Raw genomic sequence first — 21483 nt, 5'->3', positions numbered from 1 at the left:
CGGCTCCTTGGGACAACGATTGAGAGAGGTTCAGCGGCGCTCGGAGAGCACATCGAGGCCGATGGTGAGGTCGAGCAGGACGATCACGACGGCGGCGACGATGATCGTCAGCCCGGAGACCGCAGCGATGGTCGGGTCGATCGTGTACTGGACGTAGTTGAACAGTTTGACCGGGATGGTGGTCAGCTCGGCCGTGGTGTTGAAGATGCTGAGCTCGACATTGATCCAGGAGGCGATGAAGGCGAAGATCGCGCCGCTGACGAGCCCGCTGCGGATCTGCGGCAGCGTCACCAGGAAGAAGGTCGTCAGCGGCCTCGCCCCGAGATCGGCTGACGCGTCCTCGAGGCTGCGCTGCTCATCGGTCAATTGCGGCAGCACGGCGCGCAGGACGAAGGGCATGATGATCACGACATGCCCGACGAGCAGCGCCGGAAAGCTGCGCACGAGGCCGATCGCGCTACCATATTGCAGCAGCGCCGCGCCGAGCACGACATGCGGCAGGATCAGCGGCGACATCAGCGTCTCGGACAGCAGACGTCTGCCGGCGAAGCGATAGCGGGCGATCGCGATCGCCGCCGGCACCGCCAGCACCACCGCGACGACGGTCGCTGCGACCGCAAGCAGGGTGCTGGTCATGAAGGCGGAGACATAGGACGGATCGCCCAGCATCTTGCCGTACCAGGCGAGCGTGATCCCCTGTGGCGGGAAGGCGAGGAAGGCGGTCGTGGTCAGCGAGGCGCCGATAAGCACGACGAGCGGCAGCGCGAGATAGGCGAGCGCCGCGAAGGAGACGATCCTGACGAGAGCTGAGACCATGTCAGGCTCTCCTCGGCTCACTGAGGCGCCCGGCCGCGACCACGAGCGCCAGCGTCAGCACCAGCATGGTGATGCTGAGCGCGCCGCCATAATGGAAATCGAAGACCGAGCTGTATTGCTGGAAGATCAGCATCGAGAAGACAGTGATCCGCCCGCCGCTCAAGAGCGCCGGCGTGACATAGGCGCTGACCGCCAGCATGAAGACCATCACGGCGCCGGCCATCAGCCCGGGCAGGCTGAGCGGGAAGATGATCGTCCAGAAGGTGCCGGCAGGCGTCGCGCCGAGATCGGCGGAGGCATGCTCGAGCGCCGGGTCGACCTTGGCGAGCGCATTGCCGACCGCCAGCACGATGAAGGGCAGGAGGATATAGACCAGCCCGATCAGGATGCCGAGCTCGGTGCCGAGGAAGCGCATCGGCCGCTCGATCAGGCCGAGCCCGATCAGGCCGTCATTGACGAGGCCGTTGCGGCCGAGCAGCACCATCCAGCCGAAGGAGCGCACGATATTGCTGGTGAAGAGCGGCACGACGAGCAGGATCACGCAGAACCGGCGCCACGGCCGCCAGCGCACCATGCGGACGAGATACCAGGCGAGCGGATAGCCGATCAGGACGGAGACGAGCGTGGTCAGCGCACCGATCCGGAACGTCACCCACAGCACGTCCCAGTGATAGCTGTCCGCCAGGATGCGCAGGTAATGAGCGAATGTCGGGCTGCCGTCGGGCGTGGTCAGGCTCGCGATCAGCACCACGAGCATCGGCGCCAGGAAGAAGGCGGCGAAGAACGCGGCCGGCAGCCCGCACAGCATCAGGACGGGGCGCCAGGTCCGGTTCACGGCGCGGCCTCCGGCGCAGATTCGCGACGGCGATGTTCGCGAAGACGCTCTGACCGGTTGTCAGGCCCGCCAGTCCTGACGGCGCGAGCCGCGCCGTCAGGACGGTGCCGCCGGCAGTCAGCGTGACGTGGGCGTGGCTGCCGACATGGACGATGTCGGAGAGGACGGCCGGCAGGGCCAGGCGGTCGGCGACGGGCTCCGGCGCAACGAGGATGTCCTCGGGCCGCAGCACGCCGGTGAGCGCGCCTTGCGGCGCGGCCGAGGTGGGAAGGACGATCGCGCCGTCCAGCAGGGACAGGCTTCCGTCGCTGCGCCGCTCGACCTCGAGCAGGTTGGCGTCGCCGATGAAGTCGGCGGCGAAGCGGGTCACTGGGCGGGCATAGATGTCCTGGCCACGGCCGATCTGCTCGATGCGGCCGCGGTTCATCAGCACGATCCGGTCCGCCATGCTCATCGCCTCGTCCTGGTCGTGCGTCACGAACAGGAAGGCGATGCCGAGCCGGTGCTGGATTTGCTTGAGCTCGCCCTGGACCTTCCGGCGCAGCTTGAGGTCGAGCGCGCTCAACGGCTCGTCGAGCAGCAGCAGCTTTGGCCGGTTGACGATGGCCCGCGCCAGCGCCACGCGCTGCTGCTGGCCGCCGGAAAGCTGGGCCGGCAGACGCTCACTGAGGCCGGAGAGGCCGACGAGCTCCAGAGCCTCGCCCGCGCGCTTCGCTGCCTCGTCCTTTGGCGTGCCCTGCCGGCGCGGCCCATAGGCCACGTTCTCCGCCACGCTCATATGTGGGAAGAGGGCGTAGTTCTGGAACACCGTGTTGAGCGGGCGCCGATAGGGCGGCAGCCGCGTCACATCCTCGCCCGCGAGCCTGACCGTGCCGGTCTCCGGCGTCAGGAAGCCGGCGATGCAGCGCAGCAGCGTGGTCTTGCCGCAGCCCGATGGTCCCAGCAGAGCGATGAACTCGCCCTGCTCGACGGCGAGGTCGATCGCCGTGAGGGCCGCCTGTCCGCCGAAATGCTTGGACAGGCCGTCAATGGCGAGGATGGGGGTGCTCATCGGGCGGCTCGCGATGCTCGTGGCCGTTCGCTCACTTGCGGGCGATCTCGCGGTTCCAGGCGTCGACGACCTGCGAGCGCAGCGCGTTGATCTCCGCCCAGTCGAAGAGCTGCAGGTTCTTGACCGAGCCGGTCTCGCCCCAGGGCAGCTTGCGCGCGGTCTCGGGCTTGACCGCGACGTTCTTCACCGAGGGACCGAGATAGAGCTTCTCGGCCAGGCAGCCGGACGCTTCCGGCGTCAGCGCCTGGTTGATGAACTTGGCTGCGGCCCCCTTCTTCGGCGTGCCCTTCACCAGATGGAGCCGGGCGTCGGTGGCCCAGGCGCCTTCCTTGGGCACGACGAAGCCGATCGGCAGGCCCTTGTCGGCGAGGTCCCAGGCGCCGACGTTGAAATGCGCGCCGATGATCGCCTCGCCGCTCTGATAGGCATTGGTCGCGGCGCCGGAGGAATCGAAGAACAGGGCGGCCTTCAGCTCCTTGATCTTCTTGAAGGTCGGGGCGAGGTCGCCCGCCGGCCCGCCCCAGATCTTCGACAGGAACATGACGAAGGGTACGCCGGAGGAATTCGACGGCGAGGGGATGGTGACGGCGTCCTCGAACTCCTCCTTCCAGAGGTCGTTCCAGGATGTCGGAGCCGTCTTGACCTTCTGCGTGTTGTAGGTGAGCCCGAGCGAGTAGTAGCCGGTGCCGACCGCATAGGTCGTCGCGCCGCTCTTGTAGACCGCCTCCGGCAGCGTGTTGGCGAGATTCGGGATCGCAGCCGCGTCGAGATTGTCGGTCACCTCCGCGGCGAGCGCGAGCTCGCTGATGCCGCCATCCATCCAGGCGACGTCGATGGTGGGATTGGCCTTCTGCTGCTGCAGCTTCGCCAGAGTGACGGTCGAAGTGCCGATCTCGGCATTCACTGCAATGCCGGTCGCCTTGGTGAAAGGTTCGGCGACGCAGGCTTTGAAGGCGTCGCCCCAGTTGCCGCCATACCAGGCGACCGTGATCGACGAGGGTTGCTGGGCCAGCACTGGGGCGGTGAGCAGGGTGGTGGCGAGCATGGCCGTGGCCAGCCGGGCGGTTCGGTTCATCGTCGTTCTCCTCTGCATGGGCGTCTTCGCGCTTCTGCGAACATGTTGCCGGCGGCATACCAAAGCCACTAGAATTCGCCGGCCCAAAATTTGAATAATCACGACATGAGCACCGCGCAGTTGCATCAATCAGCAGGCGATCGGCCGCATTCCGCGTCAGTTCCCGTTCCGCGACTGCGGATCGGCTTTGTCCTGCTCGACCAGTTCACGCTCGCCGCCTTCTCCGGATTGATCGACGTGCTGCGGCTGGCGGCGGACCATGGCGGGCGCAGTCGCCAGCTGCATGCGAGCTGGACCGTGATGAGCCTCGACGGAGCGCCGCGGCGTTCGAGCTGCGGTGTATCGGTCTCGCCGAACGCGGCCCTGCTCGATCCGGCCGGCTTCGACTATGTCGCCGTCTGCGGCGGCAACGACTATCTCAACGACGCCCTGCCGGAGACCCTGCTCGGCTATCTGCGGCGCGCAGCAGCCTCCAATGTGCGCCTGCTCGGCATCTGCACAGGCACCTTCGCGATCGCCAGGGCAGGTCTGGTCGGCCCGCGCCGGGTCTGCGTGCATTGGAACGTGCTCGACGCCTTCAAGGAGCGGTTTCCCAAGGTTTCGGCGGGCGTCGAGCGGCTCTTCATCGACGAGGGCGACCTGATCACCTGCGCCGGATCGACGGCCGCGATCGATCTCGGCCTTTATCTCGTCGCGCGGCATTGCGGCCGGGACAAGGCCCAGCAGGCGATGCGCCACATGATGCTGCAGGACATGCGGCCGGCCGAGATGCCACAGCCGCATTTCTATGCCGAGATCAGCCCCCATCTCGACATCCGGGTGCAGCAGGCGGCGCAGTTCATCGAGCAGCGGCTCGACAATCCACCGCCAATCGCCGCCATCGCGCGCTATGTCGGCGTCAGCCCACGCCAGCTCGAGCGCCTGTTCGGCGCCTCACTCGGCCAGAGCCCGGCGGCGTTCCAGCGCAAGCTCCGGCTGGAATATGCAAGGTGGCTGATCCTGAACAGCAAAAGCTCGCTCACCGATATCGCCATGGGTGCGGGTTTTGCCGACAGCGCCCACCTGTCGCGGGACTTCAAGGCGGCATTCGGAGAAACGCCGCGATCTTTGCGCCAGAATGCTTAGAGCCGGATGCGAAACAGTGGGAACCGGTTTTTCGCATCGGTCCGGCTCTAACGTAGTGATGCGAGACGGATTGAGACTTCATCGGAACCGCAAAGCGATTCCAATTGAAGTCAATGTCTCGCCTGCTCTGCGCTCTTACGGGATCGTGGAGCCGGGCTCTCCGAAAGATCGAGCGATCACGCTCCAGAGCGTCCGCGCGCAACCGCTGATCTCGGCGGCCAGCTCGCGCGTGAGCCGCGATCGGCTCTGCCAGGCTGGAAAGACGAAGGCGTAAGGCAGATCGATCGCCGGTTTGAAGGGGCGGAACACCAGGGCGGGCGTGCCGCTGGAACGTGCGACGAACGGGTCCGCCACGCAGCAGCCCAGTCCTCGCTCGGCAAGCTGGCAAGCGATCATGCCGCTCTGCGTTTCGAAACGCGATGAAAGCACTACGCCTGCCTCGACCGCCTGCCGCTCAATCTGCTGCTGCACGAGGGAGCGCCGGTGCGTTGCAATGAAGCTCGTTGCAGCGAGATCTTTTACGGTGACCACCTCCCGTACGGCCAGCGGGTGGTCGGGAGCCATGGCGGCCACCGCCTCGACACGGATGAATTCCTCGGTTTCGAAACCGGCATGGCTCACGGGCAGCACGGTGATGCCGAGGTCGAAATGCTCCTGGCCAAGCCAGCTGTCGATATCGATACGCACGCGCGAATTGACACTCGCCGCGAAGCTTGGATGGCGTCGGGAGAGATCGGAGACAGCATCAATGACGATCGCCTGGGTTACATGGGGGGCGGCGAAGACCCGGACATGATGCCGGTCGCCACGGCGCAATTGGGCGGCGAAACGCTCGAGTCCGTCATGCCCTTGCAGCAAGCGTTCGCCATGCTTGTAGAATTCACGTCCTTCCGCCGTCAGGCTCAATCGCTTGTGCTGCCGATCGAAGAGCTGGAAGCCGAGCTCGTCCTCCAGCGCCGTGAGCAGCCGCCCGACCTGCGGCTGGGTCCGTCCGAGGCGCTGTGCCGCGCGCGAGACGGTACCGGTCTCGACGAAGGCGCGCAGCGCCTCCAGTCCTCGCAGGGTCGGCACTGGAATTATGTCATATGCGAGAAAGGCATGATTTTGTCATTATTACGCATTTGACGCATATGTCGAGCCTTGCGACCGTTTCGCTAGGGAATGATCGACGGCGTGGGGGCGCAGAAGCGTGGCGGGTACGGAAAGCGCGGCCTGGAGGGTTTCGCCGCAGGAGTATCTGAGAGGCCGCGATCGGCCTTTCAGCGTTTCGAAGAAGCCGAGATCACATTATGTGACAATGCCCGACGGCTGCCGGTTGGCGGTCGACGTGTATCTCCCGCAGGGGCTCGACGGTGACGCCGAAGGACCCTTTCCGGCGATCACGATCTTCACGCCCTATTACCGTCGCTTCGCGCTCGCCGATGCGACGAAGCCCGACGAGGTGACGCCGGGGTCCTTCCGCTACCGTGACAGCTTCGTGCCCGCCGGTTACGCGCTCGTCGTCATTGACGTGCGCGGCACCGGCGCGAGCTTCGGCACGCGCGACAGCTTCCGCTCGCCCCGCGAGCGCGAGGACTGCCGCGCCATCGCCGACTGGATCGTGGCGCAGCCGTGGTCGAACGGGACGATCGGTGCCACCGGCGTCTCCTATCTCGGCGCGGCCTCCGATTTCCTGGCGAGCACCGGGCACAAGGCGGTCAAGGCGATCGCACCGCTCTTCGCGGTCTGGGACACCTATTCGGATCACTATTATCCTGGCGGCATCCTGCTGAAGGAGCTGGCGCGGGTCTATGACGACCTGATGATCGCGATGGACCACGATCGCCGCGACCTCCTGAAGAACGTCTCCTATTACGCCAATCCGAACTATGCCGGGCCGCAGCCCGTCGACGAGGACGCGGACGGCTCGCTCTGCCGGCAGGCGATCAGCGAGCATATCGGCAATTTCCACATGCCGGACTTCATCACCGAGTTCAAATTCAAGGGCGACACGCTGCCCTATGATCCCGGATTCACCTCGGCGAAGTTCAGCCCCTATGGCTATTACGAAGGCATCGACCCGGACGTTGCGGTCTATTCCGTCTCCGGCTGGATGGACGGCGCCGGCTACGCCAACGGCTCGATCAGCCGCTTCCTGACGCTGCCGAACGAGAAGCGCCATCTCCTGCTCGGCCCGTGGGATCACGGTGCCCGCATCGACTGCTCGCCCTGGCGGCCGAAGGAGGAGCCGGACTTCCCGATCGTCGGCGAGGTGCTGCGCTTCTTCGACGAATACCTGATGGGGCGGGACACCGGCCTGCGAAGGGAGGCCCCGGTCCACTATTACACCATGCACGAGGAAGCGTGGCAGGAGGCCGCGTCATGGCCGCCGGTTGAGTCGGGCGAGGCGCTTTATCTCGATGCCGGATCGCGGCTGTCGCCGGAGGCGGGGAGTGCGGGGGCGGACGACTACCAGGTCGATTTCAGCAAGGGCACCGGCGGCCAGACCCGCTACGAGCGCATCGCGGCGATCGACAGCCGCGACTACTATGTCGACTGGCAGGGCCGCGACGAAGCCATGCTACGCTACGACTCAGGCCCGCTCGACCGCGACTGGCAGGTCTCCGGCCACGTGATCGCCGACCTGCATGTCGCCTCGAGCGAGCCGGATGCGGCGATCTTCGTCTATCTCTCGGAGGTCGAGGCCGACGGCACCGTGCGCTACGTCACCGAGGGGCTGCTGCGAGCCCTGCACCGCAAGGAGAGCGCCTGCCCGCCCGAGCACCGCACGACATGGCCGTTCCGGACCTTCACGCGGGCCGATGCCGCGCCGATGCCGATCGGCGAGCCGCAGCGCCTGCATTTCGCTATGCTGCCAACCTCGTGGACCTTCAAGGCGGGCAGCCGCGTCCGCCTTGCCATCGCCGGCGCGGATGTCGACCATTGCGGGCAGGTCCCGCATGGCCGCCCGCCGCTGCTGACCCTGCATCGCGGGGAGGGGCTGGCCTCCGCGATCAGGCTGCCTGTTCGGGCTGCCGGCTGAGCGCCCGTTCGAGACGGCGACGGCGGGCGAAGGAGAAGCCCGGCCGCCGCCGAGCAATGCTTTGGGAATAAGGGGAGGGGAAGAATGTTGAAATCTCGCGGGCTCGCGGCGGTCCTCACCGTCGCGGCGAGCTTCGGTCTGGGGGCAGGCGCCGCCCAGGCCGGCAAGGCCGACGACACGCTGGTCTTCGCATCGACGAGCGAGGTCGACACCGTCGATCTCTACTACCAGAACCTGCGCGAGGTCGTGATCATCGCGCAGCAGATGTGCGACACGCTGATGTGGCGCAATCCGGTCTCGGGCGAGTACAAGCCGCTGCTCAGCACCGGCTATCGCTGGATCGACGACAAGACGCTCGAGTTCAAGCTGCGCAAGGGCCTGAAGTTCAGCAACGGCAAGGAGCTGACGGCGGCCGACGTCGCCTACACCTACAACCATGCGCGCCAGCCCGACAGCGGCGTCGTCACGCGGCTGCTGGTCGACTGGATCGAGAATGTCGAGGCGCCGGACGCCGAGACCGTGATCTTCAAGGGCAAGGCGCCGACCCCGGCCGCGATCGAGTACTTCTCGGGCATCACCCCGGTCTATCCGGAAGGGCATTACGACAAGGCGCCGACCGTCACCACCGGCGGCAAGCCGCGCCGCGACTGGGGCGCCGTCCAGCCGGTCTGCATCGGCCCCTACAACCTCAAGGAGTTCAAGTCCGGCCAGTCGGTGACGCTGGTCCGGAACGACGCCTATTTCGCCGAGAGCCCGAAGGGCAAGCCGTCGATCAAGACGCTGGTCTTCAAGACCGTCTCCGACGCCGACACCCAGCTCGCCGAGCTCGTCACCGGCGGGCTCGACTGGATCTGGGGCGTGCCGTCCGAGAACGCCAAACAGCTCGCCACGATGCCGAACGTGACGGTGAAGGCCGCGCCGACGACGCGCATGTCCTTCCTCTCGCTCGATGCCGCCGGCCGCTCAGGCGACAACCCGATGAAGGACGTGCGGGTGCGCCGCGCGATGTTCCACGCCATCGACCGCGCGGCGCTCTCGCGCGACCTCGTCGGCGAGGGCTCGGAAGTGCTGCGCCTGATGTGCGACTCGCGCCAGTTCGGCTGCGACGCCAAGATCGACGAATACGCTTATGACCCGGCGAAGGCCAAGGCGCTGCTGAAGGAGGCCGGGCATTCCAACGGCTTCGAGATCGCGATCTACGCCTATCGCGATCGCCCCTATACCGAAGCGGTGATGAACTATCTGCGCGCCGTCGGCATCCGCACCGACCTGCGCTACCTGCAATGGCGCGCGCTGCGGCCCGTCCTGCAGGAGGGTAAGGCCGAGCTCGCGCATCTGAGCTGGGGCTCCCAGGGCGTGCTCGATGCCTCGGCCTCGGTCAGCAACTACTTCAAGTTCAGCATCGACGACTATGCCCGCGACGAGCAGGTGCGCGACTGGCTGCAGCAGGCTGACAGCTCGGTCGATCCCGAGAAGCGCAAGGAACTCTACGGCAAGGCGCTCGCCCGCATCAACGAGCAGGCCTATATGGTGCCGCTGTTCAGCTACGGCCGCACCTATGCCTTCAACGCCGAGCTCGACATGCCGGTGACGCCGGACGAGCTCGCCCACTTCTATCTGGCGCGCTGGAAGAAGTGAGCATGAACGCGGTCGCCGCAGCCTGAAACGAAGACAATGTTACGCTTTCTCGCGCGGCGACTGCTCGTCACCCTGCTGGTGATCGCCTGCACCTCGGTGCTCGCCTTCTCGCTCGTCCATCTCTCCGGCGATCCCGCCGCGGCGATGGCGGGCGAGGGGGCGACCCCGGCGGATGTGGAATCGATCCGCCGGCTCTACGGCTTCGACCAGCCGCTCCATGTCCAGTACTTCGCCTGGCTCGGCAAGATCCTGTCGGGCGAGTTCGGCCGCTCGTTCTACCTGCGCCAGAGCGTCGTCACGGTGCTGGCGGAGCATGCGCCGGTGACGGCGACGCTCGGCCTCTCGGCGCTCGCCTTCGCGCTTCTGCTCTCGATCCCGCTCGGCATCCTCGCCGGCCTCTATCGCGACACGGCGCTCGACCGCTTCGCGCTCGGTCTCGCGGTCGCAGGTCAGGCGCTGCCCTCCTTCCTGTTCGCGCTGCTGCTCGTCTACATCTTCGGCGTGCAGCTGCGCTGGCTGCCGATTTCCGGCTCGACGACCTGGCTGCATTTCGTGCTGCCGGCGGTGACGCTCGGCTACTACGCCGCGCCGGCCCTGATGCGGTTGACGCGCTCGGGCATGATCGACGTCATGCAATCCGACCATGTGCGCACGGCCCGCGCCTACGGGCTCGCGGCCTGGCGGGTCGTGCTGCGCCATGCGCTGCGCAGCGCCATCATTCCCGTCGTCTCGCTGGCCGCCGTCCAGCTCGGCTTCATGCTCGGCGGCTCGATCGTCGTCGAGAGCGTGTTCTCGCTGAAGGGCCTGGGGCTCCTCGCCTGGCAGTCGATCCAGCGCTCCGACATCGAGGTGATCCAATCGATCCTGCTGCTGATCGCGCTGATCTACGCGCTGCTGACGCTGCTCGCCGACCTGCTGAACGCCCTGATCGACCCGAGGATCCGGATCTCATGACGGCGGCCGCCCTCATCCCGATGAGCCCGCGCCGGCTCGCCATGCGGCGCCTCCTCAGGCATGGCAGCTTCTGGTTCGGCGGCGGAGCGATCCTGCTGATCCTGCTCTTTGCCCTGCTCGGGCCGCTCTTCACGCACGACCCGGTCGCGCAGAACCTCGGCAACCGGCTCGTGCCGCCGGTCTGGGACGCGCGCGGCAGCTGGCTGCATCCGCTCGGCACCGACCAGCTCGGGCGCGACCTCTTGGCGCGCCTCGTCGACGGGGCCCGCGTCTCGCTCTTCATCGGCTTCGCCACCGTCATCGTCTCCGGCCTGATCGGCACGGCGATGGGCATGGTCGCCGGCTATTTCGGCGGGAGGGTCGATCTCGTCATCAACTTCCTGATCACGATCCGGCTGACGCTGCCGGTCGTCCTCGTCGCCCTCGTCGTGGTCGCCGTCGTCGGCAGCTCGCTGACGATCCTGGTCCTGGTGATCGGCCTCCTGCTCTGGGACAGGTTCGCGGTCGTGACCCGCAGCGCGACGCAGCGGCTCGCCCATAGCGACTTCGTCATCGCGGCGCGGGCGATCGGCTCCTCGACGCCGCGCATCCTCCTGGTCGAGATCCTGCCCAACATCATCGGGCCGCTGATCGTCGTCGCGACGGTCGAGGTCGCGCATGCGGTGCTGCTCGAGGCGGCGCTCTCCTTCCTCGGCCTCGGCGTGAAGCCGCCGCTGGCCTCCTGGGGGCTGATGGTGGCGGAGACGAAGAACCAGCTGCTGTTCCGGCCCTGGCTGATCGCGATCCCGGGCGTCGCGCTGGTGACGCTCGTGCTGGCGATCAACCTGCTCGGTGACGCGCTGCGCGACATCGTCGCGCCGGAGGGCCGGGCATGAGCGCGTTGATCGAGCTCCAGGACCTCAGGATCACGATCCCGACGGCGCAGGGGCGCGTGCTCCAGCCGGTGCGCGGCATCGACCTCTCGGTCGCGCGCGGCGAGACCCTGGCGATCGTCGGCGAATCCGGCTGCGGCAAGAGCCTGACCGCGCTCTCGCTGATGGGCCTCGTGCCGAAGCCCGGCAAGGTCAGCGCCAAGCGGCTGGCCTTCGCCGAGCGCTCGCTGATCGACCTGAGCGAAGCCGAGTGGCGGCAGTTGCGCGGGCCGCGCATCGCGATGATCTTCCAGGATCCGATGACCTCGCTCGACCCCTGCTACACGATCGGCAGCCAGATGACGGAGGTGATGCGCACGCATCTGAGCATCACCGGCCGGCAGGCGCGGGAGCGGGCGGTGTCGCTGCTCGCGCGGGTCGGCATCCCGTCGCCGGCGGCGCGGCTCGAGCATTATCCGCACCAGCTCTCGGGCGGGCTGCGCCAGCGCGTGATGATCGCGATGGCGCTCTCCTGCGATCCCGACCTGATCATCGCCGACGAGCCGACGACAGCCCTCGACGTGACGACGCAGGCACAGATACTCGGCCTGCTCGCGCGCCTGCAGGACGAGACCGGGGTCGGCATCATCCTGATCACGCATGATCTCGGCGTCGTCGCGACCATGGCCCACCGCGTCGCCGTGATGTATGCGGGCCAGGTGGTCGAGGCCGGGGACACCGCCTCGGTGCTCACCGCGCCGGCGCACCCCTATACCGAGGGCCTGCTGCAGGCGATCCCGACGCCGGGACGCACCGCGCGCGGCGCACTCCTCGGCTCGATCCCCGGCATCGTGCCGCCTCCGACCGGAACGGTGGAGACCTGCCTGTTCATGGAGCGCTGCCCCTATGCCCGCCCCGCCTGCGCCGTCCCGGTGCCGCTCGTGCCGCTGGCGGGCGGCCGAGCGATGCGCTGCGTCCGGCCGCTCGCGGAGCGGGCGGCGGAGCCCGGCTATGAGGCGCTGAGCGAGGTGCTGTCGTGAGCACGCAACCAGCCCTCAGCATCGTCGGCGCGACGCGCGATTATGCCGTCGCCGTGCATGGCGAGCGGCGCACGCTGCGGGCGCTGCGCGGCATCGATCTCGAGGTCGGGCAGGGCGAGGTCGTGGCGATCGTGGGCGAATCCGGCTGCGGCAAGACCACGCTGTCGCGGCTGATGCTCGGCATCGAGGAGCCGACGAGCGGCACCGTCGCCATCGCCGGCAAGCCGATCACCGCTTACGGGCGCATAGCGCGCGCCGGGCTGATCCAGCCCGTCTTCCAGGATCCGTACTCCTCGCTCAATCCGCGCCAGACGCTAGGCAGCATCATCGCAGCCCCGCTCGCGGTGCGTGGCGAGGGCAACGGTCGCAGCCGGCAGGCTGCGGTCGTGGAGATGATGCAGGCGGTCGGCCTGCCTGCGCATCTGGTCAACGCCTATCCGAGCCAGATCTCGGGCGGGCAGCGCCAGCGCGTCGCGATCGCGCGCGCCCTGATCGCGCAGCCGCGGATCCTCATTTGCGACGAGCCGACCTCGGCGCTCGACGTCTCGGTGCAATCGCAGATCATCAATCTGATCGGCGCCCTGCAGAAGAAGCTCGGGCTCACCGTCGTGCTGATCAGCCACAACCTCGCGGTCGTCTACCATATGGCAGAGCGGGTCGCGGTCATGTATCTCGGCACCATCGTCGAAACCGGCTCGACCGAGGACATCTTCGACAATCCGCGCCATCCCTACACGCGCTCGCTGCTCGACGCCGTGCTGCCGCCGACGCCGGGGCGCCGTCCGTCCTGGTCCGAAGCGATCGCCGAGCCGCCGAACCCGGTGGAGCCGCCGCCGGGGTGCCCGTTCCATCCGCGCTGCCCACGCGCCAGCGATATCTGTCTTGCGGAAATGCCGGAGACTACCGGTCGCAACCGCAGCACGTATCGCTGTCATCATCCGCTGGGAGGCGAAGGCAGCTAGAGCCGGATGACTTCAGAGACCGAGCCACGCCGCGCGTTTCAGAAGTCGATGGCTGCGAAGGACAGGTTGGCAGCCGAGAAATCAGCGAGGGAAACGCCCTCGATCAGGACGCCCGCATGGCCGAACCCCTCGAGCGTGACCGTGACGCCTGCCTCGGTGTCCTGCGACGCTGCCAGGAAATCCCCGTAATCGCGGATCGAGGCGAGATCGCCATTGGCGTCGATCAGGAAGCTGATGACATCGCCTCCCGCGGCGTCGAAATCGGCGATGCGGTCGACGCTGTCGCTGCTGACATAGTTGACGGACCAATGGAAGATGTCGGCGCCATCGCCGCCGCTCAGATAATCGGCTCCGTCCTGGCCTTCCAGCCGGTCGCTTCCCGCGCCGCCGAGCAGGCGGTCGTCGCCTGCGCCGCCGAACAATTCGTCGTCGCCTCCCCGTCCTTCCGCGAGATCGTTGCCGCCGGAAACGGAGAACCGATCATTGCCCTCACCGCCGCGCAGGGTGTCGTCATAGGCGCTGCCCTGCAGCTCGAAGCTCTCGATGCTGACGTAAGCCGGTCCGCCCGGGATAAAGCCCTGTGCCGCGTCGAACTCGAGCGGGCTGGGCAGGTCGTATATGCCGAACAGGAGGCGGTCGTTGCCTTCCCCGCCATTGACGGTATCCATGGCATCCGCCCGAATCCAGTCATCCCCCGCGCCGCCATTGATCGTCGCAGCCCCGGGATCCTCAGCGTAGATCGTGAGGTGCGTGATCCGGTCGTTGCCGGCGCCGCCGTTGATGACGTCGCGGCCCTCCCAGCTTGCGATGGTGTCGTCGCCGGCTCCGCCCCTGATGACATCGTCGCCCGCGCCGCCGTCCATCGTGTCGTTGCCGGCGCCGCCATCCAGGAGGTCGTTGCCGGCCCCTCCCTGGACGGAGTCGAAGCCGTCGCCGCCGAACAGCATGTCGTCGCCGTCGTCGCCCGTGATGATGTCATAGTCGGCGCCGCCCAGGATCCAGTCGTTGCCGGCTCCGCCGCTGAGGGTATTGCTGCCGGCCCCGCCCTGCACATGGTCGTCGCCGGCACCGGCCTCCACGTAATCGGTGTTGGCCCCGCCCTCGATGCGATCGTCGCCCGCGCCGGTTCTGGCAATGAGAGGATTGAGGTCGCCGGCGATCACCGTATCGTTGCCGCTGCCGGTCGTGAGATCGACCCACTCGATCTCCCTGAAGACGATGTGCTGAGCGGTCGCGGGGTCAGTGCCGATCATGCCATGGCCGCTCGCACCGTCGAAGGTCACGTCCTCCGTCGTCGAGGAGAGATCGACAATGAGCCCGTCATACAAGGCACCGCCCGAAACCTCTCCGCCCGTCCCGACGAGGATCAGCCGGTCGAAACCATCGCCGCCATCGAGATGGTCATAGCCGCTTGTGCTTCTGACGATGTCGTTGCCCGCTCCGGCATCGACGATGTCGTCCCCGGCGCCGCCGTCGATATCGTCATCCCCGGCAAGGCCCAAGATGCGGTCCGCCTCGTCCGTCCCGCGCAGCGTATCAGATCCATCCGTCCCGACGATCGTGGCCATGAACCCGTCCTCTCCGGCTAAAACCGAGGCATCGCGATAGATAATCTAGGTTTCTCTAGACAAGATTGACGAATAGCACGGTTCTTTACGTGCTTTGTGACAATCATCGCTTTGGCGGAGGGGAAGTTTATATTTAAAATGGCTCGATAATTGAAACATTTATCGAACAAAAAAGGCGCCTGTTGCTACTGAAGAGCGCAGCTGGGCGGCCGGCCAAAGTGGCGGAGGCCCGGCGGGTATCGGCTTTCCGGCAGGCGTTCAAAGTCCGGATTTGGCGCTCGGCCGGCACCGGGGTGGCGGCCGAGCGTTCTTTATCCGGATCAGACGAGGTCGAAGCGATCGAGGTTGGTCACCTTGGTCCAGGCCGCGACGAAGTCCTTCACGAACTTCTCCTTCGCATCCGCGCTGGCATAAACCTCGGCGAGAGCGCGCAGGATCGAGTTCGAGCCGAAGACGAGGTCGGCACGCGTGCCGGTCCATTTCTGCGCGCCGGTCTTGCGATCCGTTCCCTCGAAGACGTCCTTGGCCTCGGAGGCTGCCTTCCACTGCGTGCCCATGTCGAGCAGGTTGACGAAATAGTCGTTCGTCAGCACGCCCGGCCGGTTGGTGAGGATGCCGTGGGTCGAGCCGTCGGCGTTGATGTCGATCGCGCGCAGGCCGCCGACCAGCACCGTCAGCTCGGGCGCGGTCAGGGTCAGCAACTGCGCCTTGTCGATCAGGGCCACCTCGGCCGGTACCTTGGCGCCGGCCTTCTGGTAGTTGCGGAAGCCGTCGACGACCGGCTCCATCACGTCGAAGGAGTGGATGTCGGTCTGCTCCTGCCTGGCGTCGGTGCGGCCCGGCGTGAACGGCACGCTGACGTCATGGCCGGCAGCCTTCGCCGCCTGCTCGACGCCGACATTGCCGGCCAGCACGATGAGGTCGGCCAGCGAGACCTTCTGGTCGCCGTCCGCTTCCTTGTTGAACTGGCGCCGGATGCCGTCGAGGACCTCGATCACCCTGGCGAGCTGGGCAGGCTGGTTGATCGCCCAGTCCTTCTGGGGGCTAAGGCGGATGCGCGCGCCATTGGCGCCGCCGCGCTTGTCGCCGCCGCGGAAGGTCGAGGCGGAGGCCCAGGCGGTGCCGACCAATTCGGAGACGGTCAGGCCAGAGGCCCTGATCTTCTCCTTGAGCACAGCGATGTCCGCTTCATTGACCAACGGATGGTCGACGGCCGGCACCACGTCCTGCCAGATCAGCTCCTCCTTCGGCACTTCCGGGCCGAGATAGCGGGAGCGCGGGCCGAGATCGCGATGCGTCAGCTTGAACCAGGCGCGCGCGAAGGCTTCGGCAAAGGCCTGCGGGTTCTCGAGGAAGCGACGCGAGATTTTCTCGTAGGCGGGGTCGACGCGCAGCGACAGATCGGTCGTCAGCATGGTCGGCTTGCGCTTCTTCGACGGATCGAAGGCGTCGGGAATGACGGCCTCGGCGTCCTTCGCCTCCCACTGGATCGCGCCGCCCGGGCTGCGGGTCTGCACCCATTCGAACTTGAACAGGTTCTCGAAGAAGAAGTTGCTCCACTGCACCGGCGTCTGCGTCCAGGTGACCTCGATGCCGCTGCCGACCGCGTCGGCACCGTGGCCAGTGCCGAAATTGCTGGCCCAGCCAAGGCCCTGCGCCTCCAGTTCGGCTGCCTCCGGATCCGCCCCCTTGTGGGATTCGGGCGCAGCGCCATGGGTCTTGCCGAAGGTGTGGCCGCCGCCGATCAACGCGACGGTCTCCTCATCGTTCATCGCCATGCGGGCGAAGGTCTCGCGGATGAAATGCGCGGCCGAGAGCGGATCGCCATTGGCGCCGGGCCCTTCCGGATTGACATAGATCAGGCCCATCTCGGTGGCGCTCAGCGGCGCGTCGAACTTGTCGAGCGGGCGGTGGGTCAGCCAGGCGGTCTCGGTGCCCCAACTCACATCGTGATCGGGCTCCCAGCTATCCTCGCGGCCACCGGCAAAGCCGAAGGTCCTGAAGCCCATGGTTTCCAGGGCGACGTTGCCGGTGAGGATCAAGAGGTCGGCCCAGGAGATCTGCTGTCCGTATTTCTGCTTGATCGGCCAGAGCAGGCGCCGCGACTTGTCGATGTTGACATTGTCCGGCCAGCTGTTGAGCGGAGCGAAGCGCTGCTGGCCACGTCCGCCGCCGCCGCGTCCGTCAGCAAGGCGATAGGTGCCGGCCGCGTGCCAGGACATGCGGACGAATTGCGGGCCGTAATGGCCGAAATCGGCCGGCCACCAGTCCTGCGAATCGGTCATCAGCTTGCGCAGATCGTTCTTCAGCGCCTCGTAGTGGAGCTTCTCGAACGCCTTGCGATAGCTGAAGGTCTGGCCGAGCGGATCGGACTTGGCCGAATGCTGGTTCAGGAGGTCGACAGGTAGCTGGCTCGGCCACCAGTCGCGATTCTGCCGGGCGCCACCGCCATGGGCGACGGGGCATTTGCCCGTGCTGTCCTCAGTCTTCGCGTTCATGGTTCTCTCCGAGCTTGGCTGGGCTGATCCTGTGCTCTTAGCAAAGGCCTTTCATTATATTAATTCCGATTTTCTGATCGCAACGATAAGCTGAGCTGATGACAAACCTGACCTTCAAACAGCTCCGCTATTTCGAGGCTCTGGCCCGGCATGGTCATTTCGGCCGCGCGGCCGAGGCCTGCTCGATCTCGCAGCCGGCCTTGTCGATGCAGATCAAGGCCTTCGAGGAGGAGCTCGGCGCCGAGCTGTTCGAGAGGGACAGGCGTCAGGTCCGCCTCACCAGCTTCGGCGAGGAGATTGCGCAACGAGCCAGGGACATCCTGCGCTCGCTCGACGAGCTGGAAGGTTATGCGCGCGCCTCGCAAGGCGGGCTGGTCTCGCGGCTGCGCGTCGGCGTGATTCCGACGATCGCGCCCTATCTCTTGCCCGGCCTCATCGGCGAGCTGACCCGGCTGCATGGCGGCCTCGACCTGCATGTGCGCGAGACGCTGACGCCGAAGCTGGTTCAGGAGCTGAACGAAGGGCGCCTCGACATGGCGATCGTCGCCTTGCCGGTCTCGGAGCCTTCGTTGAACGAAGTCACCCTCTTCACGGAAAGCTTCGTTCTCGTCCGGCCGCGTGAGGACGAGGGAAAGCCGGTCCCCGATCGCGAGGCGCTTCGCGAAATGCGGTTGCTGCTTCTGGAGGAGGGCCACTGCTTTCGCGATCAAGCCCTCTCGTTCTGCAATACGAAACAGCGCGCCATGCAGCCGCGCGACCTGTTGGATGCGAGCTCCCTCTCCACGCTGGTCCAGATGGTCGATGCCGGCCTCGGCGTCACCCTGATTCCAGAAATGGCAGTGGCGGTCGAGACACGGTCGGCCTCGGTCTCCGTCGCGCGCTTCAGGGCGCCTGAACCGTCACGAACCATCGGCATGGTCTGGCGCAAGACGAGCCCGCTGGCCAAGCAACTGCTTCAGATATCCGAGGTGGTTCGCCAGTCAGCCGGCGTGTTGCGGCAGACTCGTATATCGACCTCCAGGCGGAGCTTGCGGACCTGACGAAGTCTCTGGCCGATACCGCGAGCGGGATGGGCCTGCGGACAGTCCGGCCCGGCATCGCCTGAAGGCGAAGTCGACGGCTCTCCCACCCTGCCAGGCCGTCGCCTTTCAGGATTATCGGCGGCTCGCCCAGCCCGCGAGGCGGGCGAGGAAGGCGTCGGCGGCGTCGAGTTGGGAGCGCTCGATCCATTCGTCGGGCAGGTGCGCCTGCGCAATCGATCCCGGCCCGCACACCACCGCTGACATGCCGGCTGCCTGGAAGAAGCCCGCCTCCGTGCCGAAGGGCATCGCGAAAGGCGGGCCGATGCCGCCAAGTGCGGCGGCCAGGACCAGCGCCGGCTCCTCGCCGGTGGCCGACAGAGGCGGAACATGGACATGCCGCCGCGTCGACTGGCGGACCTCCGGCGGCATTGCGCGGGCCAGATAGGCAGCGATCAATAGCTCCGTCTCGTCGGCATCCTGCGGCGTCACCGGCCGAAACTCCCACAGCACCTCGCAGGCAGACGGCACGATGTTGATCGCCGAGCCGCCCTCGATCCGGCCGATATTGACCGTCGCCTGGTCAATCCCGGCTCCGGCGCGGTGCCCGACCGATTTCAGGAAGCCCACGAAATCAGCGGCGGGATAGATCGCGCTCGCGCCGGCGCTCGGATCGCTCGAATGCGCGGCCTTGCCCTCGAAGCGCGTGCGAAAGCCGAGAAAGCCGCGATGGCGGTCGCCAAGACGCATCCCGGTCGGCTCGCCGATGATGGCGAGGGCCGGCTTCTCCTCATGCGCGAGCAGATCGTCGATCAGGCGCGGCACGCCGAGGCAGCCGACCTCCTCGTCATAGGACAGGGCGATGTGGATCGGTCGGACAAGGTCCGCGACGGCAAAGCCGTTCGCGGCGGCGAGGCAGGCCGCGACGAAGCCCTTCATATCGACGGCGCCGCGACCGTAGAGCTTGCCATCGCGCTCGGTCAGGCGGAACGGGTCGGACGACCAGTTCTGATCGTCGACCGGCACGACATCGGTATGACCCGAGAGGATGACGCCGCCTGGCGCCTGCGGCCCGAAACTGGCGAGGATATTGGCCTTGCTCCGGCCGTCGTCATGACTCAGCCGGACGCGGGCGCCGAGGCCCTCGAGCCGGTCGGCGACGCGTTCGACGAGCGCCAGGTTCGACTGGCTCGAGGTCGTGTCGAAACCGACGAGTTCCTCGAGCAGGGCGATTGTCGTGCTCATCGCCGCTCACGCCGCATGTGCCCCGCTGGCTCATCCGAGACCGACATCGGCTGCTCGCGATGGGCTGAGGCCTCCCGCGAAAACATGGTCATGATCTGGCTTCTCCGGGCAGTCGCGACGGGGAGGCAGGGCCGCCGGCCGCGGCGAGGCCGAAGCCGCCGAGAATCAGCGCTGCGCCGAGGATGTGGAACGGCCGCACGGGTTCGCCGAGGAGCAGGAAGGCGAGCGCGGCGGTGAACAGGGCGACGAGATGGAAGGAGGCGCCCGTCACGCTCGGCCCGAGCGCGCTGACGCAGCGATTCCAGATGATGAAGGCGAGCAGCGAGGCGAAGACGCCGATATAGAGCACCGCCGCGATCGGGCCGGGCGAGGTCGGGATCGTCGCGCCGCGCGCGAGCTCCCAGACCCAGAACGGCAACAGCACCAGCAGTCCCGCCGCCATCGTCGCGGCGAGGAAGACGAGCGGATCGAGATCGGCGGGCTTGCGGCGCAGCAGCACCGAATAGAGCGCGTAGTTCGCGACCGCGATCAGCACCAGCGGCTCGCCGCCGGAGATGCTCAACTGCGACAGCGTCGACAGCTCGCCGCGCGCGACGATCCAGGTCACGCCGACGAAGGAGATGGCGATGCCGAGAAGGGTGCGGGCCGAGACACGCTCGACGCCGAGCGCGAAGGCGGCGAGCGGCACCATCAGCGGCAGGGTCGAATTGAGGAAGGCGACGCTCGCCGCCGGCGCGCTCTGCAGGGCCAGATAGCCCAGCGCATTGTAGCCGGCGATGCCGAAGGCGCCGCATGCGAAGATGAGACCGCGGGCGCGGATCAGCGCCTGTCGCTGCGCGACGATGCCCCCGAGAACGAAGGGAAGCAGGCAAGCGAGCGCGATGACCCAGCGGCCGACCGCAAGCGAAACCGGGGGAAAGGAGCCGGCGAGAGCCCGGCCGAGCACGAGATTGCCGGCCCAGAACAACGGCGGCAGCGGCAGGAGCAGCAATGGCTGCGCCCAGAGGCGCCTGAAGATGACCATCGCTGCGACCTCACATGCCGCCGGCGAGGCCGATGCGCAGCCGGCGATTGTGCCGGCCCTTGTTGTCGATCTTGAGGATGCGGATCGGTGGCGAGGCCCCTGTCGAGGCGAGATGCGTGCCGCCGCAGGCCTGCCGATCGAGCCCGACGATCTCGACGATACGGACCTGGCCGTCCGAGGTCGGCGGCGGGGTGACGGAGCGCGAGCGGACCAACCCCGGCTCGGCGAAGACCGCGGCCTCCGGAACATGGCTCTGGCACACCGCCAGATCCTGCCGGATCAGATCGTTGACCGTGCCTTCGATCGCGCGCAGGCGCTCGTTATCCGCGTCGGGCAGGTCGAAATCGATGCGCGCGGTGCCGTCCTCGTTCATCTGCACGCCGGTGACGAGCGCGCCGTCGAAGTCCTGGAAGACCACGGCGTTGACGATGTGCAGATCGGTATGCAGCGCGCGCATCAGCCGCCGGAATGCGCCATCGACCCGCGCCTCGACGGGAGCCGGCGGCAGTTCGAGCGGTTCGGCGAGCAGATGCCAGAGGCGGCCGCCCTCGCTTTCAAAGCCGGAGACCGCGACTTCGCCGCCGGCCCAGGCCAGCGTGCCGCGATCGGGCAACTGGCCGCCGCCGCCGGGATAGAACGGGCTTTCGGCGAGAACGACCCGGCCCGGCCGCGCCTCCACAACCTCAGTCGCCAGCGTCAGGACGTCCGGATGGTCGAGGCAGAAATAACGGGACATGCATCTCACCTTGCTACAGCCCCG

The 21483-nt window shown here is 67.0% G+C and carries 17 protein-coding genes and 1 pseudogene; 8 read left to right on the top strand and 10 right to left on the bottom strand.

The annotated features are described in order from the left end of the window. Positions 1–30: 30 nt before the first annotated feature. The 4 genes and pseudogenes from ACTIF2_RS03830 to ACTIF2_RS03815 all read right to left on the bottom strand — a co-directional run bounded on the left by ACTIF2_RS03830 (position 31) and on the right by ACTIF2_RS03815 (position 3777). The gene (locus tag ACTIF2_RS03830; RefSeq protein WP_439495713.1) at positions 31–816 is read right to left on the bottom strand and encodes an ABC transporter permease; all 786 of its coding nucleotides are present in this window, start codon (positions 814–816) and stop codon (positions 31–33) included. A 1-nt stretch (position 817) separates the two neighbouring features. After that, positions 818–1390: an ABC transporter permease gene (locus ACTIF2_RS03825; RefSeq protein ID WP_439495712.1), complete on the bottom strand. Its 573-nt coding sequence runs from the start codon at positions 1388–1390 to the stop codon at positions 818–820. A 307-nt stretch (positions 1391–1697) separates the two neighbouring features. After that, positions 1698–2702: pseudogene (locus tag ACTIF2_RS03820) on the bottom strand (ABC transporter ATP-binding protein); the annotation flags it as partial. Positions 2703–2733: 31 nt separating this feature from the next. Next, the gene (locus tag ACTIF2_RS03815; RefSeq protein WP_439495711.1) at positions 2734–3777 is read right to left on the bottom strand and encodes an ABC transporter substrate-binding protein; all 1044 of its coding nucleotides are present in this window, start codon (positions 3775–3777) and stop codon (positions 2734–2736) included. A 105-nt stretch (positions 3778–3882) separates the two neighbouring features. Between ACTIF2_RS03815 and ACTIF2_RS03810 the strand changes: the two genes are divergently transcribed. Then, on the top strand, positions 3883–4902 hold the full coding sequence (locus tag ACTIF2_RS03810; RefSeq protein WP_439495710.1) for a GlxA family transcriptional regulator: 1020 nt from the start codon (positions 3883–3885) through the stop codon (positions 4900–4902). A gap of 135 nt (positions 4903–5037) precedes the next feature. Here ACTIF2_RS03810 and ACTIF2_RS03805 read toward each other — a convergent pair whose 3' ends face one another. Beyond that, positions 5038–5973, bottom strand: a complete 936-nt coding sequence (locus ACTIF2_RS03805; protein ID WP_439495709.1) for a LysR family transcriptional regulator — start codon at positions 5971–5973, stop codon at positions 5038–5040. A 226-nt stretch (positions 5974–6199) separates the two neighbouring features. Between ACTIF2_RS03805 and ACTIF2_RS03800 the strand changes: the two genes are divergently transcribed. From ACTIF2_RS03800 to ACTIF2_RS03775, 6 genes are all read left to right on the top strand, one after another. After that, positions 6200–7924: a CocE/NonD family hydrolase gene (locus ACTIF2_RS03800; RefSeq protein ID WP_439496064.1), complete on the top strand. Its 1725-nt coding sequence runs from the start codon at positions 6200–6202 to the stop codon at positions 7922–7924. A gap of 84 nt (positions 7925–8008) precedes the next feature. Further along, positions 8009–9562, top strand: coding sequence for an ABC transporter substrate-binding protein (locus tag ACTIF2_RS03795; protein WP_439495708.1), 1554 nt, complete (start codon positions 8009–8011; stop codon positions 9560–9562). Between the two features lie 36 nt (positions 9563–9598). Then, entirely contained in the window at positions 9599–10516 is a 918-nt protein-coding gene (locus ACTIF2_RS03790) for an ABC transporter permease (RefSeq protein WP_439495707.1), read from the top strand. Further along, on the top strand, positions 10513–11391 hold the full coding sequence (locus ACTIF2_RS03785; protein WP_439495706.1) for an ABC transporter permease: 879 nt from the start codon (positions 10513–10515) through the stop codon (positions 11389–11391). The genes ACTIF2_RS03790 and ACTIF2_RS03785 overlap by 4 nt, the downstream gene beginning before the upstream one ends. Next, entirely contained in the window at positions 11388–12407 is a 1020-nt protein-coding gene (locus ACTIF2_RS03780; protein ID WP_439495705.1) for an ABC transporter ATP-binding protein, read from the top strand. Before ACTIF2_RS03785 ends, ACTIF2_RS03780 begins: the two co-directional genes overlap by 4 nt. Next, positions 12404–13369 (top strand): oligopeptide/dipeptide ABC transporter ATP-binding protein, encoded by a 966-nt coding sequence (locus ACTIF2_RS03775; protein WP_439495704.1) that lies wholly within the window; start codon positions 12404–12406, stop codon positions 13367–13369. Before ACTIF2_RS03780 ends, ACTIF2_RS03775 begins: the two co-directional genes overlap by 4 nt. Before the next feature lie 38 nt (positions 13370–13407). Here ACTIF2_RS03775 and ACTIF2_RS03770 read toward each other — a convergent pair whose 3' ends face one another. Both ACTIF2_RS03770 and katG read right to left on the bottom strand, forming a co-directional pair. Next, positions 13408–14937, bottom strand: coding sequence for a calcium-binding protein (locus tag ACTIF2_RS03770; RefSeq protein ID WP_439495703.1), 1530 nt, complete (start codon positions 14935–14937; stop codon positions 13408–13410). A gap of 320 nt (positions 14938–15257) precedes the next feature. Further along, a complete protein-coding gene (gene katG / locus ACTIF2_RS03765; RefSeq protein WP_439495702.1) occupies positions 15258–17435 on the bottom strand; it encodes a catalase/peroxidase HPI in 2178 nt (725 codons plus the stop codon). Between the two features lie 98 nt (positions 17436–17533). Between katG and ACTIF2_RS03760 the strand changes: the two genes are divergently transcribed. Next, positions 17534–18475: a hydrogen peroxide-inducible genes activator gene (locus ACTIF2_RS03760; protein ID WP_439495701.1), complete on the top strand. Its 942-nt coding sequence runs from the start codon at positions 17534–17536 to the stop codon at positions 18473–18475. 114 nt (positions 18476–18589) lie between these two features. Here the strand turns inward: ACTIF2_RS03760 and argE are convergent, their stop codons facing one another. The 3 genes from argE to ACTIF2_RS03745 form a co-directional block, all read right to left on the bottom strand. Then, positions 18590–19699 carry an acetylornithine deacetylase gene (gene argE / locus ACTIF2_RS03755; protein WP_439495700.1) on the bottom strand — a complete coding sequence of 370 codons (1110 nt, stop codon included), beginning with the start codon at positions 19697–19699 and terminating at the stop codon, positions 18590–18592. Positions 19700–19787: 88 nt separating this feature from the next. Beyond that, on the bottom strand, positions 19788–20723 hold the full coding sequence (locus ACTIF2_RS03750) for a DMT family transporter (RefSeq protein ID WP_439495699.1): 936 nt from the start codon (positions 20721–20723) through the stop codon (positions 19788–19790). Between the two features lie 10 nt (positions 20724–20733). After that, positions 20734–21459 carry an alanyl-tRNA editing protein gene (locus tag ACTIF2_RS03745; RefSeq protein WP_439495698.1) on the bottom strand — a complete coding sequence of 242 codons (726 nt, stop codon included), beginning with the start codon at positions 21457–21459 and terminating at the stop codon, positions 20734–20736. Positions 21460–21483 lie beyond the last annotated feature (24 nt).

Origin of the sequence: Allobosea sp. (genome assembly GCF_051860145.1) — a bacterium.
Classification (GTDB): Bacteria; Pseudomonadota; Alphaproteobacteria; order Rhizobiales; family Beijerinckiaceae; genus Allobosea.
Note: the sequence above shows the minus strand (reverse complement) of the source record. Positions and strands in the feature narration are given on the sequence as shown.

What these genes read in the sequence shown, in the direction of transcription:
- ACTIF2_RS03830 (WP_439495713.1), bottom strand. Translation starts at nt 816, where the DNA reads ATGGTCTCAGCTCTCGTCAGGATCGTCTCCTTCGCGGCGCTCGCCTAT.
- ACTIF2_RS03825 (WP_439495712.1), bottom strand. Translation starts at nt 1,390, where the DNA reads ATGGTGCGCTGGCGGCCGTGGCGCCGGTTCTGCGTGATCCTGCTCGTC.
- ACTIF2_RS03815 (WP_439495711.1), bottom strand. Translation starts at nt 3,777, where the DNA reads ATGAACCGAACCGCCCGGCTGGCCACGGCCATGCTCGCCACCACCCTG.
- ACTIF2_RS03810 (WP_439495710.1), top strand. Translation starts at nt 3,883, where the DNA reads ATGAGCACCGCGCAGTTGCATCAATCAGCAGGCGATCGGCCGCATTCC.
- ACTIF2_RS03800 (WP_439496064.1), top strand. Translation starts at nt 6,200, where the DNA reads ATGCCCGACGGCTGCCGGTTGGCGGTCGACGTGTATCTCCCGCAGGGG.
- ACTIF2_RS03795 (WP_439495708.1), top strand. Translation starts at nt 8,009, where the DNA reads ATGTTGAAATCTCGCGGGCTCGCGGCGGTCCTCACCGTCGCGGCGAGC.
- ACTIF2_RS03790 (WP_439495707.1), top strand. Translation starts at nt 9,599, where the DNA reads ATGTTACGCTTTCTCGCGCGGCGACTGCTCGTCACCCTGCTGGTGATC.
- ACTIF2_RS03785 (WP_439495706.1), top strand. Translation starts at nt 10,513, where the DNA reads ATGACGGCGGCCGCCCTCATCCCGATGAGCCCGCGCCGGCTCGCCATG.
- ACTIF2_RS03780 (WP_439495705.1), top strand. Translation starts at nt 11,388, where the DNA reads ATGAGCGCGTTGATCGAGCTCCAGGACCTCAGGATCACGATCCCGACG.
- ACTIF2_RS03770 (WP_439495703.1), bottom strand. Translation starts at nt 14,937, where the DNA reads ATGGCCACGATCGTCGGGACGGATGGATCTGATACGCTGCGCGGGACG.
- katG (WP_439495702.1), bottom strand. Translation starts at nt 17,435, where the DNA reads ATGAACGCGAAGACTGAGGACAGCACGGGCAAATGCCCCGTCGCCCAT.
- ACTIF2_RS03760 (WP_439495701.1), top strand. Translation starts at nt 17,534, where the DNA reads ATGACAAACCTGACCTTCAAACAGCTCCGCTATTTCGAGGCTCTGGCC.
- argE (WP_439495700.1), bottom strand. Translation starts at nt 19,699, where the DNA reads ATGAGCACGACAATCGCCCTGCTCGAGGAACTCGTCGGTTTCGACACG.
- ACTIF2_RS03750 (WP_439495699.1), bottom strand. Translation starts at nt 20,723, where the DNA reads ATGGTCATCTTCAGGCGCCTCTGGGCGCAGCCATTGCTGCTCCTGCCG.
- ACTIF2_RS03745 (WP_439495698.1), bottom strand. Translation starts at nt 21,459, where the DNA reads ATGTCCCGTTATTTCTGCCTCGACCATCCGGACGTCCTGACGCTGGCG.